The sequence below is a fragment of the Janthinobacterium goodfellowi genome (assembly GCF_051380695.1).
In the GTDB taxonomy this organism is placed as follows: Bacteria; Pseudomonadota; Gammaproteobacteria; order Burkholderiales; family Burkholderiaceae_D; genus Janthinobacterium.
In genome coordinates this window covers 389848-402172 of record NZ_JBNYXN010000004.1, presented here as the reverse complement: position 1 = coordinate 402172, position 12325 = coordinate 389848, and the positions used below count along the sequence as shown (strand labels likewise).

The 12325-nt window shown below is 53.5% G+C and carries 12 protein-coding genes and 1 pseudogene; 10 read left to right on the top strand and 3 right to left on the bottom strand.

Features of this window, described 5'->3' with window-relative positions; translation table 11 throughout:
* Positions 1–311: 311 nt before the first annotated feature.
* On the bottom strand, positions 312–539 hold the full coding sequence (locus ACQ4WQ_RS17750; RefSeq protein WP_436498831.1) for a helix-turn-helix domain-containing protein: 228 nt from the start codon (positions 537–539) through the stop codon (positions 312–314).
* Between the two features lie 12 nt (positions 540–551).
* On the opposite strand from ACQ4WQ_RS17750, the gene ACQ4WQ_RS17745 reads away from it, so the two are divergent.
* The 6 genes and pseudogenes from ACQ4WQ_RS17745 to ACQ4WQ_RS17720 all read left to right on the top strand — a co-directional run bounded on the left by ACQ4WQ_RS17745 (position 552) and on the right by ACQ4WQ_RS17720 (position 6192).
* Positions 552–1445: a hypothetical protein gene (locus tag ACQ4WQ_RS17745; RefSeq protein WP_436498829.1), complete on the top strand. Its 894-nt coding sequence runs from the start codon at positions 552–554 to the stop codon at positions 1443–1445.
* A 748-nt stretch (positions 1446–2193) separates the two neighbouring features.
* Positions 2194–3345 (top strand): hypothetical protein, encoded by a 1152-nt coding sequence (locus tag ACQ4WQ_RS17740; protein ID WP_436498827.1) that lies wholly within the window; start codon positions 2194–2196, stop codon positions 3343–3345.
* Between the two features lie 95 nt (positions 3346–3440).
* Complete coding sequence (locus ACQ4WQ_RS17735; protein ID WP_436498825.1) at positions 3441–3965, top strand: HAD domain-containing protein; 525 nt, start codon at positions 3441–3443, stop codon at positions 3963–3965.
* 113 nt (positions 3966–4078) lie between these two features.
* Positions 4079–4729 (top strand): HAD domain-containing protein, encoded by a 651-nt coding sequence (locus tag ACQ4WQ_RS17730; RefSeq protein ID WP_436498823.1) that lies wholly within the window; start codon positions 4079–4081, stop codon positions 4727–4729.
* A gap of 129 nt (positions 4730–4858) precedes the next feature.
* A complete protein-coding gene (locus ACQ4WQ_RS17725; protein ID WP_436498821.1) occupies positions 4859–5404 on the top strand; it encodes an RNA 2'-phosphotransferase in 546 nt (181 codons plus the stop codon).
* Positions 5405–5532: 128 nt separating this feature from the next.
* A pseudogene (locus tag ACQ4WQ_RS17720) lies at positions 5533–6192 on the top strand (type VI immunity family protein).
* 297 nt (positions 6193–6489) lie between these two features.
* Here ACQ4WQ_RS17720 and ACQ4WQ_RS17715 read toward each other — a convergent pair.
* Entirely contained in the window at positions 6490–7227 is a 738-nt protein-coding gene (locus ACQ4WQ_RS17715; protein ID WP_436498819.1) for a hypothetical protein, read from the bottom strand.
* On the bottom strand, positions 7227–7676 hold the full coding sequence (locus ACQ4WQ_RS17710; RefSeq protein WP_436498817.1) for a hypothetical protein: 450 nt from the start codon (positions 7674–7676) through the stop codon (positions 7227–7229). The genes ACQ4WQ_RS17715 and ACQ4WQ_RS17710 overlap by 1 nt, the downstream gene beginning before the upstream one ends.
* A gap of 713 nt (positions 7677–8389) precedes the next feature.
* Between ACQ4WQ_RS17710 and ACQ4WQ_RS17705 the strand changes: the two genes are divergently transcribed.
* Genes ACQ4WQ_RS17705 through ACQ4WQ_RS17690 form a run of 4 tightly spaced genes read left to right on the top strand, consistent with a single transcriptional unit; the run spans position 8390 to position 12252 of the window.
* Positions 8390–9142 carry a VWA domain-containing protein gene (locus ACQ4WQ_RS17705; RefSeq protein ID WP_436498815.1) on the top strand — a complete coding sequence of 251 codons (753 nt, stop codon included), beginning with the start codon at positions 8390–8392 and terminating at the stop codon, positions 9140–9142.
* Positions 9143–9145: 3 nt separating this feature from the next.
* On the top strand, positions 9146–9874 hold the full coding sequence (locus ACQ4WQ_RS17700) for a PP2C family serine/threonine-protein phosphatase (RefSeq protein WP_436498813.1): 729 nt from the start codon (positions 9146–9148) through the stop codon (positions 9872–9874).
* Positions 9875–9881: 7 nt separating this feature from the next.
* On the top strand, positions 9882–11588 hold the full coding sequence (locus tag ACQ4WQ_RS17695) for a protein kinase family protein (protein ID WP_436498811.1): 1707 nt from the start codon (positions 9882–9884) through the stop codon (positions 11586–11588).
* 58 nt (positions 11589–11646) lie between these two features.
* The gene (locus ACQ4WQ_RS17690) at positions 11647–12252 is read left to right on the top strand and encodes a hypothetical protein (RefSeq protein ID WP_436498809.1); all 606 of its coding nucleotides are present in this window, start codon (positions 11647–11649) and stop codon (positions 12250–12252) included.
* Positions 12253–12325 lie beyond the last annotated feature (73 nt).

Genomic DNA, 12325 nt, shown 5'->3' with positions numbered 1-12325 from the left:
TTCGGCCCTTGTTGACCTTTACCAAATGGGTAGCAAAGGCAGCCAGACAAGGTTCGGGTGTGCGGACTATTCTTTTAGTGAGCCACTAAAATTTTGCTCTCAGGACCAAAGGGAAATGGCCAGCCATCGGGCACCACGCCTCGGCGTAGAGCATTGCGCCGGACAGCCCAGATGACATTCCGAAGTTCGAAGCGGAATGACCAAAACGCCCCGGCTAAGCTCCTGTCGGCGCCGGCACGAAAACTCGAATCCGCTGTTGTAGGTGCCACCGCAATGGCGGAATAGCGGTCAATGGCACTTCCACGCGAACACTAATGATGTAACAAATCGAGAATATCAATCTTTAGCACGTCGGCCAATTTCTCAATATTGTCTAGAGACACGGTCTCGAGAGCTCCCTCGAGGCGAGAAAGAAACACGCGGGATAGACCCGAGTGCTCCGCCAGAACATCCTGGCTCATACCTCTTTTTACACGCCAATCCTTTAGATTACGAGCGAGTCGTTCTCGGGCGGTTTTGACTGTGTAAGGGCTGCTCATGACAGCCGTAGCATGAGTTATATACTTTGCTCGGTCTATAAAGTATACGATACAATATTTCACAATGCGGCAAACCACCCTTGCCGTGAGCTTCCGCGTCATTTTTATCTTCTGTTTTTACTGCCTTCAATACGGGTAAGGCAGATTTGCTCCTATTCGTTTACTAGCAGAACGCATCCACATGATGCTTTGACCATCGCGACTTTTAATTACGAAATGACTTCAGCTCAATTCCTTTCTTCCTACTGCATTTTTTCAGCTGCAGTGGCCGCATTCCGCAGAGGGCTTCTGCCGCCAGACCGAAACGATGCCGATAGCATGGCCGTGGCGAAAGCGTTCAGGGAAGCCACCAAGGGCTTGGCACAGTCAGATTTGGTGCGCGTTACCGAGTACTTGAATTGGATATCCGCTCAGCCAGATTGCGTTGAAAATGCTCGAACCCAGGCATATGCCACGGAATTCCGTCTCGACCGGGCCATGGCGAGAACTGGACGTGAGTTAATCGACGATGGAACCTTAATCACCGCAACTGAGCTTTGCCTTCGGACCGGCACCGCTGAAGCTCACTTACTCAAGTTGGTACGTGAACGAAAAATCTTCACGATGCCGCACTGGGTTGAGGGTGTCTTTGGCGAGGACTATTACCCTGCTTTTTTCGCTGAATCGCACTACGACTGGGCTTCCCTCACCGCTGTCTCAGAAGCGTTACTTGGCATTGATGGGATTCGGAAGTTTCGCTTTTTTACGACCGAACACCCGGACTTGGACAACCAGACACCGCTAAAAATACTAGCGGCTACAGCGCGACACGGTGGCGCCGTAACGCGCGAACAGGTGCTTGAACGTGTGCTATTGGCTGTAAAGGAATTTCGAAGGCGGGCACCTAAACTGAGGTTGAAGCTATGACACTGCGTGACGAAGCTCAATCTAATTACACGTTCGTTAAGCGAGCCTGGCGGCATCTGCTCCTGCTAGTTGCCACCCTTATGCCGCCGGTCAGTCATGCCTACACAGCCATTGCGCAGGTCGACGGGAAACCACACGGTACGCTTTACGCGGCGTGGGGTTACCAAACTCAAAAAGCAGCTGACTTGGCCGCTGTAAAAGGATGTAGAACCGCAGCAAAACAACTCGGCCTCACTAAAAAGGCTTCAACGTGCGCCGTAATGCATAGGCAAAAAGGGTTCGGGGGCGGAGCGATAGTATGCGGCTCGGCGGGCTGTAATCTCAGCACAGGCCTCGATACGCAACAAGATGCCGTGGACCGGGCATTTCGCCAATGCGAGCAACAAAAAATGGGGAATTGTCAGACAACGGACATCATTAGTTGGTGGGACGAGGCTGGATATAGCCAGCGCAATGAGGCGAAACGGGAGCAGAAGCCGCAGTGCGGTCCGCCACCTGGGCGAACAGTTCGGTCTACCTACCAGTGCAGTAATGGCGATTGCGTACGTACTTTTGAAAATGGCTGCACGCAGCGGTTCCAAGCCCAGTATTGCCACGACCCTATCAATGGTAAATGGGACTGGAAACCGGATGGATGCTAGCCCTGTGTGCGCAGCAATCACCCCATTCGACTCAGGCTTTCACCTGTGAACCCAAAAAATTTATACCTGCCCGCAAGGGGCTTAGCTCGTCCACACTTAAGGAAAGAATGAAAACTCTACAAAAAATTTCAGCAACAGCCGCTATGCTTATTATTGGCGGATGCGGAGGTGGAGGTTCCAATAGCAATGCGGGCCCGTCCACGCCACCGGCAACGGTGACGCCGCCAGTAACGGCGACGCCGACGAACGTAACCAATATTTTGACCGGCATCGCTGCGCCGGGCGTCGCCACCCAGACTATTCGCGGGACGGCATACGTAGGCGCCTCCGTGACCGCCTATAGCGTGCAGGCGGATGGCAGCTCCGGTGCGGCCTTGGGTGCCCCGGCCACTGCGGACATCAACGGCCAGTTCGTCATCACAGCAACTGCCGCACCGTTGGGCCCGGTGCGTCTTGTCGCGGTTGGCGGAACAATAGCCCGCGCTGCAGACAACTCTATTCAGCCCGGTGGTTCGCTGGAGCTGATAACGCCGTTCGTGACAACTGAGTACAACAACTTCAAAATTAGTCCGCTAACCGATATCGCGGCTAACGCGATGGCATCGAGCGCACGGAGCGGCGCGACATTGGCCAACGCATTCGTCGAGGGCATGCAGCGCCTGCTCGAACTAGACGTTGCAAACGTCGTTTTCCTGCAGGACAAGTCGGTCTACCTGAATGTGTTGAAAGGCGCCGTCAAGAGCGACACGACAAATTACGGCGCTCAATCATTGCAAGGCCAAGAACTGCTGAATGGGTTGGAGTACCTCGGCGTTATGCTTGACCTGCCCGCCCAGGCGGTGGTCAAGGCTGTCGGCGCCGCAGCTCAGAGTAGCTACGCGTTGGCCAATGTAGATGGTACGGGCATGCCCATCAGTGTCGGGACATGGGCGAACAACACATTTAGCCCCAGCGCGACAATGCCCCTGAAGGCACTACGGGACGCGAAAACGCCTGAGGCACAAAAAGTAGCTGGGACTGTTGCCGGCACTAAAGTCGCCCCTCGTCTTAACGAGTACGTGAGTCGCTACTTAGTTATGGACTTCGTCATGGATACTGCGTGCCGTAGCAATGCGTCGCTGTATTTCACTAGCCGCTATCCCTTCTACCAGGTTGACGCTCAAGGCAAAATGTTCGCGGCTGATTGCAGCGCGGCAGCGCAGCGCATTGCTGAACTCAAGGCGCGGGTCGCAACGAACAATAGCACTCGAATGAAGTAACAGGTCAGGCACGATGCGGCTGCCATCCCGGCGGAGCGATATTTAGAAGCGGCTCAGTCGCCGACGCACAGTAAAAACCGAATCAAAGGAGAGCTGTGAAGCCATTGGTATTTCTCGATTTTGACGATGTCATTGCTATCCACCCTGACTACACATCAGGAGTCGTCGTGGCAGCGCTCAGGTCCGGCAAACCGCATCTGGCCACAGAACTCTGGGCAAACGTATTTCATCGGGAGCTGAGGGCTAACCTAGCGCGGCTGCACCACGAGTTCGACCCCCGTTACGTAATCAGTTCATCATGGTCGACCTATATGTCACGCGACGAAATTCAGGATGCACTCATTCGAGGGGGGCTAGGTTTCGTTGCTGCGTCGTTACATTCACGCTGGCGGAGCGCAACCGAGGTGGGTTCATTTCGTGTTACAGATATCGTGGCTTGGTTGAGGGCAAACAGCGCCCCGGGACCGCTCGTGTACGTCATCCTCGACGATTTCTCGAGCGGCCGCACTCTGGCCGATTCGGTCCTGGAGCCGCACACCGTGTTCTGCGATGAATGGGTTGGGTTTGCAGGAATCCAATTGGAGCGCGCCAGAGCAATTCTCCTAGCACAACGGACGTAGTAACCGATAGAGGTTTAGGCCAGCTTTTGACTGCAAATCCTCCCTACATCTGCGTGCGCCCTGGACGCCAGAGCGCATTTACTGTGTCATCAATGCCCACATCTTCGGCGGTCATGAACCCTGTACTCTATCTCGATTTTGACGGCATTTTGCATCCAGCAGATGTCCGCGTTACGCCTGAAGAACCTCTGCACCCGAGGGTGTATGTACGTGGCATGCCAACCGATGAGCCTCTTTTTCGGTACGTTTCGCTGCTCGAGCTCCTTTTGTACCCACACCCTGATTTACGGATTGTGCTAGCGACATCTTGGGTACGCGCGTTCGGATATGAAACCGCGTTAATGCGGTTATCGCCCGCGCTTCAAGAGCGCGTTGTTGGTGCAGCTACGTTTCCAGCACCAACCCGGTTTGGCACCATATCTGTCGATGCGGAGGAACGCGGGCTCACGCGTTGGTTGTCGCTCGACGACGACCACGTTGGGTGGCCGGAAGAGCGCTTGCATCAGTTGGTTGCCCCAACCAACCCATACCTGGCGCTCGTCGAGCCCGGCGTCGCCGCAAAGCTGGCGACAATGCTCGACGCTCTGTGCGCCGGATTTCCCCTTGATGCAGTAACAAACGTCGCGAGGTCTAAGTCGACGGTAGACCGTCTTTTTGCTCTGCCCAACGTCACAGAGGCAGAGGTCCTCCGCGCACTTGAGGAGGATGCCAGAGTCGAGGAGATACTCCGACAGGCGCGAGCGCAGCGTGACAACGTTACCTAGTCGTTCGGTTGCGCGGCCTTGTCCCCATGCCACAGCAGTTCGAGCTGTTCGCCGGGCGGCAACAGCCGCAGCTCCAAGTGAATTCCGAAAAATGCAGGACGCGTTTATGAATTGAAAGCGAGAAATAAAATGACAACTTTGGAACAGAAGAGTAAGTTGCTATCTCGCTGGCTTCGGCACCGGCCAGATGCAATCGGCCTTGAAATCGATAAACGGGGATGGGTTGACGTAGCTGAGTTGCTCTTAAAATCAGCGGGTGCCGAAGCCGCGCTCACTCATGACGAGCTGATGCAAATAGTGGTCGAAAACGATAAGCAGCGATTTTCGTTGAGTGAGGACCGGACGCGTATCCGCGCGGCACAAGGGCACTCTGTCGACGTTGACCTGAAGCTTCCGGTCAAAATCCCGCCTTCGGTGTTATTTCACGGTACGGTGCAAAAGTTTATCGCATCGATTCGCCGGCAGGGTCTGCTGCCAGGAACGCGACGAGACGTACACCTGTCTGCGACGAAAAAAACTGCAGAAGAGGTCGGTGCGCGACGGGGTACCGCTGTTGTACTCATTGTCGAGACATACCCATTGCTCCACGACGGCTATCAATTCAGATGTGCTGAGAACGGCGTTTGGCTAATTCAGCGCGTCCCGGCAAAGTACATCCGGTTCCCGGATAAATGAATGCACAGGCGACGCTCGCCATGGACGCAGACGATGCTGTTAGTTTTTACTACACCAGTGGTGTCAAGGTGCAGGACGCCGGTCCATGGGGGTTTCAAGTCATCAGTCTTCAGGCTTAGCGGGCGGCGATGGGGGACTGGTGGTCATGCGGGCTGCGATTTAGCCCTCCTATCTTGTTTAGCGAAGAAAATCCTGGGCTTTTCCAGGAACTCTTCGTCAGCTTCGCACGACGCCTGTGTACCGTACACGGGTATGGCTGCTACAGTCTCATCCTTTCAACCTCTCGCTGTGACGAGAACCATACATTTGAGACATTTCTGACGTCCAAGTTTAAAGGGTTTGATGCGGGCCATCTTGTCACCGGCTCAGCCACTGCGGACCTGGGCGTCAAGACCGTTAGCTGGCTCTCGGCCATAGACAATGACTACGTGGAATAAGTCGGCAGCATATCAACCATTCGTTCGGAATTACCTATGGATTGGTTTGGCATGTTTGACTACGGAGCTGAACTTGTCATTCAGGGCGGCACCCAACCCGGCGCCGCACCTTCTGACTTGCCGACGCCCGCACGGTTGGTGCTTCCCAATCTGCTCATCAACCCCATCAGGACCACGAAAACTCGAACGCATTTCGCATCCGGGGGGATTGACCCGCGGTTGATTGGCGTGGCTGCGGATGAATGGATGAAACGATTCGATGTCGAAGACGACGAGCTAATGGTTTACAAGGCTAAACGGCTCGACGAGCCGAAATTTACTGAGCTACCAAGCCTTCCGACTCGCCGCTGACCGTCTAAAATAGCGGGCATCGGCCCTGGCCGAAATGAAAGACTTCCACGGCGGCGAGCACGTGGAGATGAGGTTTGTCGGTGCGCCCACGACAGCATGCCTAGAGTTCCCTGTCAGACGCTGAGCACGACCCGCATGTACTCGGTCCACGGGCATTGGCGATACGGGTGCGGCCTTGCGCGAGCCGTACATCTAGCTTCTTTCCTGACAATGTCTATCATCAGGAAAGATTTTACGCCAAATCTACAATGGCCACCATTCACCTTCGTCGGATTACAGTCACAAGTCGGATGTCACTTATTTGTTCAGCAAACCTTGCTCACTCGAAGCTTTACCGTCCTGGCCCACACACGGCATGCATTGGTCCTTCCTTTTTTCTGGTGTTACGGGATGAACAACTGTTCTCGACAAAGCCGGAAGCGTAATTGTGACGGTGTTCCGCATGGTCGCGTTTGGCTCCAGCGTCGTACGTGGTTCTTCCCTAGGCTTGACCTTGGAGTCGGAAAAACTTATAGCTACGTCGTTACTCAAGCTCAGATTCGAATTTTCTCTTTCAGCCTTACCAGCCTGCGGAAGTTGTGTTGGCGTTTTAGATGCAACACTGACATTCAATGACGAGGAAGAAAATTTAACGTGGCTTACGACAAAAAAAAGTAAAAATATATAGGCAATAGCAATGGATGAAAGTTTTCCCCAAAACAGAATTAACGTTGGCCAATTCAAGAATTCCTGAACTGTGTACGACTTCGTAACATCCGGCCCATACACCCTCTCAATCCGCCATTGAAGAAATCCCCACACTCCCGACTTATAGCAGTATTGCAACAAATCGAGAGTGAGCGCGGCCACGATGAAAAGCGTTGGCCAATATAATTCCTCGGGAAGACTATACGCATCATTGGCCTCTTTGGCAGTTCGTTGGAAAATCCAAACAAGCGCGATACCGGCGAAAGCAAGCTGACGTGCAATATCACCAGCTTTTGCTGAAGCGGCATAGTAAGTTTCTCTGTAGTCTTTCAGTGTGGGGGAAGCCATTATTTCCTACCTCTCGGTTTAATACCGGGTCCCGTACTGCCCGTCCCTCCGCCAACTGTAGAGCTTGCTCTAGTCCGCCCCGGCTTCTTGCGGCCTTCATCGAAAGACAATTTCCCGGCAGCCGAACGTCCTAAAACAAATAATTTCGTTGGTGGCGACGACGGCGGTGCAGCTTTAGCTTGGCCGAGTGCATTAATATACCTCAGTACCTCCCTAAGTGTTTCTTCTGAACCATTTAAAAGAAGCTGTTCGAATTGGGAGGTTAATTGAGATATCGTTCTCTGCTTTCTACTTCCTCTACTTTTTATAGGTCCGTAAATGTGGAGAACGTCATTTTCACGGTCTTCTGACAACAATGCATCTTGCAAGAATTGGTCAAATCCCTCCGTGTTTAACGAAATTAAAATCTTCTCAGGCCCTTTGGGAGGTTTTTTATCTCCAGCAGACATAGCAATCCAGTTATTATGAAAATGTCATTTTGCACCCAATCTTCCCTGCATGCAACTACTTGATTCCTAGGACGAGAGCAAAGCGTCACAGACATCGCAAACCTCCGCCGGTTCCTCGTCCCTTCCTACCGACACAATGTGGATACTTGCCGGACCACGAACTTGGTCGGAGCGCACGATGCAGCATGCTGTCAACAAATGATGAATTGTTAGACAGTGTTGACCCCAACGCCACCATGCATTTCTGTACCCCTTTAGATGTCGAGCATTCAGTTCACCTATCTACATCCATGAAAGGGTATGAAATGTCGGTAGTTGGATATGGTCGAATGCTTGAGTCGCTTAATGTGGCACCAATTGCGTCGCTCGACGCTTATTGCGGATACACCTACTTAGTCTTAATGCGAGTACTCTCCGCCCACTCGGCCACCTCCGCGTGCCTTCTTTGGAGCAGACAGACCAAGGAAACTCACCAATACTCACTTTCTTGACGGTCAGTTCGCAGTCGAGTCCTCCATTCTGTATCCATGTAAACAATATTGATACTTCGTGCAAGAATGCCTCCATTTTCGCGACAATCTCCCTTAGAATGTTTCGATATATCCATCACCAACTAGGAAGTTCAAGACATGGCATACCAAGCGCCCATTCAGCGTAGTACCCCAACCGCATTTCTATTTCTAGTTGACCAGTCTGGGTCCATGGGAGACCGCATGGCGGGCTCTGAAAAGACAAAAGCACAGTTCGTGTCGGATGTGCTGAATCGAACCTTTGTGGACTTGGTCACTCGCTGCACGAAGGCGGATGGCGTGCGTGACTACTTCGAAATTGGTGTTATCGGCTATGGCGGCGATGGGGTAAGTAATGGTTTGGCTGGTGGGCTCAGCGACCAGGTACTGAATCCTATTTCTGCACTTGAAGCGAACCCACTGCGCATCGAAGACCGCAAGCGTCGTATCGACGACGGCGCCGGCGGGCTGGTGGAGCAGTCCATCAAATTCCCAGTCTGGTTCGAGCCGAAGGCGAGTGGCGGAACGCCAATGCGCGAAGCGATTCGTCGCGCTGGGGAAGAGTTGGCCGCATGGTGTGACACGCATCCGGACAGCTATCCGCCGACAGTACTTCACGTGACCGATGGTGAGTCCAACGATGGCGACCCAGAGGAACTCGCCGAGACATTGCGACAGTTCTCGACTAGCGACGGAGGTGTGCTGCTATTGAACCTGCATGTCAGCGCCCAGGCCGGTCAGCCCGTTTCGTTCCCAGCGGGTGAGCACAGTCTTCCTGACCAGTACGCCAAACTTCTTTTCCGCATGTCCAGCCAACTTCCCGAGCACCTAGTAAAGGCTGTTCAAGAAAAGGGCTTGAAGGTGTCCCATGAGTCGCGCGGCTATATCTTTAATGCAGAGGCGGCAGAAATCGTCGACTTCTTCGATATTGGTACTCGAGCTTCCCAGCTTCGATAACCTATGCGTTTTCGCGTTGACCTGGCGGCCTCAGTCCCTAAGGACTGCGCTTACCCTGACCTTAATGAGGATGCGTGGGCTCATAACGATGAGTTCACTTGCATCGCCCTTTCTGATGGCGCTTCGGAGTCGTTCGATTCCAAAACTTGGGCACAGCTGCTCGTGAAACGTTACGCCAGCAACCATGCTATGACACCAGATTGGGTTGGTGAAGCGCTTAGCGAATATTCGAGCGCGTTCAACTTCGAAGACCTCACATGGTCGGGGCAACGTGCATTCGACCGAGGTAGTTTCGCCACCTTACTGGGTTTGGTCATTGGGCACAATGAGACTGACCTCGAGGTCCTTTGCGTTGGCGACAGCCTTGCACTGCTTGTGCGGGATGGGCGAGTAATTTCGTCGTTTCCGTTTGACGTGCCCGAGCAGTTCGACGCGCGCCCGACTTTGCTTTCAACAAAGGGACATTCCAATTCTCTGTGGGTGAATTCGGAATTCTTCCAAGGCGCTAGCCGGACCTGGAAGGTGGAGGCGGGTGATGTTATCTACGCCGTAACCGATGCTGTGGGCCATTGGATTTTGTCTCAATTAACCGAAAACAAGAGCATCTCAGACCGGCTCTTGAAAGTAAGGTCCGAAGCGGAATTTACGGATTTGGTCCAGTCAATGCGACCAGGTCGAGAGATTAGGCTCGATGACTCCACAGTGCTTCGGCTCATTGTCGAGGATGACTGATTGCATCATGGCTTACCCCAGTATTGACCAATATCAACGCGCCCTACAAAATCCACAGTACGTTTTTGCAGACGCCCAACTAAAGAGTGGCACCATTCGGTCGTCAGGGCTGGGATTGCCCTTAGTGGCATCCGGGGGCTTTGCACTGACCTATGCCTTGGAATCAGGCGGACGGAAATTTGCAGTGCGTTGTTTCCACCGGGAAGCACCGGGAATTGAACGACGGTACGCCGCGATTTCCACCAAGGTGAAGGGGTTATCCTCAAAGTTCTTTGTCGACTTCGATTTCCAACAGCGTGGTGCCCAGATTGAGAAGGGCTACTACCCGCTCGTTAAGATGGCATGGGCGGAAGGTGAAACGCTAGGGGAGTTCGTTGAGTCCAACTACAAAGACAGGGCCAAGCTTTCTAACCTGATTGCATCGTTAACCGAGCTTTCCAAGTATTTGGAGTCGGTGGGAATTGCCCACGGTGACATCCAGGAGGGCAACCTGATGGTGGCCGATGCTGGTCGCAAAGTCCAGCTTATCGACTACGATGGGATGTATGTACCGGAAGTCGCGGCACTAGGAGGTTCCGAACTCGGGCACCGGGACTACCAGCATCCCAAGCGGAGCTTTGCGAACTTCGGACCAAGACTCGACCGATTTTCGTTCATTGCACTGAACCTCGCTCTGCGTGCACTTTGCCAGCGCCCAGCCTTATGGAATGCATCGCAAAGCGGAGCGGGCGTAATCCTCTTTCGGGCAAATGATTTTGCGGCACCAGGGCAATCAGTTGTCATCCAGGACATTGCAAAAATCCCTGGGTTGGAACGTGATGCAAAAAGCTTCATGTCGATTTGTGCCGCTGAATTTTCGGCAATACCCTCGCTTTCGGACTTCTTCAATGGTGCAAACATCCCGGCCGTGTTGGTGCAGCAAATTGTTGTCGGAACTGTGCTACGTGCTGGATATATCAGCCAATACCCGGTGTTGAATCCTGCGAATTATGACGTTTTCCACGCAAACATCGGAGCGATGGTGGAGTTGGTCGGCAAAGTGATTGAGGTGAAGGTAGACCGAACTCGACACGGTAAGCCGTACATTTTCATTAATTTTGCGCCCTGGAAAGGGAAAGCTGTGAAAATCGCTCTGTGGAGTACGGCCTTGACCGGGGAGCGTGAGCTACCTTCAGCAGCATGGGTGGGGCAGTGGGTGACCATTCGCGGCCTCGTTGAGCCAGTGTACTCAAGTAAGAAGCTGGGATATGACCATATCACAATAACAGCAGCTCTTGCCAGCCATGTCTCGAAGGTTACTGAGCAGGAAGCCCGGTATCGCTTGAAGCCAGGCTCATCCGTGCAAGCACCCAGTCGACCATTGTCCACGAATGCGGCAGCACTCATTGCTCTTAAAAATACGGGCTCTGCATCAGAAGTGCTGTTGGGCGCTGCGCCGCGGAAGCAGGCGCCCACGCCCACTGCAACGGCCCAGCCGCAGGCGCTTACTTCGAACCAATTGGCCCTGCAAAAACTTCGTCAACAAGCAGCGCCACCCGGCGGCCAAGCCAGTAGTACGAATTCCACTGGGACTAATTCGGTAGCCGGTGCGGGAACTCGCAAACCGACTAACTTGTCTGGCGGTGCCGGGCCCACCAATTATTCGCAAAACCACGCAGCTGCGCCAAGGAAGAAAAAGGGATTCTTTAATTGGCTCTTGGACCTTTTTTCGTGACCCCGAAATAATGATGACGCGACCACCAACGCTGGCCACGATAAATGCTGGAGAACCGATGCCACCACACTCCCCGGAGCGAAGAGCGAGTTTGATTCTCAATAAGCTATCTGCGCTCACACTCACTCCTGAGCATTTGCAACTCATCGGGGCTTTCGTTGTTGCCTACGGCCTTTTTGAGACGGGTCTTGAGCCGGGTCTTTTAGCATTGGCTAATACGAACGTCCGTGGGATGGGCTCAAAAGACCAGTTCAAGCTTCTCGCCGCAGGGCATTGGTCGTTCAGCGAGAAGGCCAACGCTGTAATGTGCGTTGCCGGACAAGCGGCCGGTGACATTTGTGAGTATCGGAACAGCTTGGTCCACGGCTACCTCATGGCGATTCCGGGGGGCACGCCCGCATTCATGAAGAACCCAGCATGGAACACCGCCATCGTCAAAAAAGGGAAAGACGCTGGAGACGCCTACGCAGATATTGCGCAGCTTCACCTCGCGCTTGACGCCGCATGGACGCTTTCAACGCTGGTGCGTCGGGCCCAGAAAGCGGCGTTAGATAGTGCTGCTCAAGCCTCCATTGAAGCGCTTGAGGACGATGTGAACAACGCAAAAAGCTGCGCAGGTGAACTTCGCCACCTGCGTGCGCTCATGAACCGCGAAAAATACTGATTTGGCCGGCCGCTCTGGAATTCACGCAAACCTCCAGAAGGCCTACTTTCAACGCGAACCTTCGCAGTGGGCA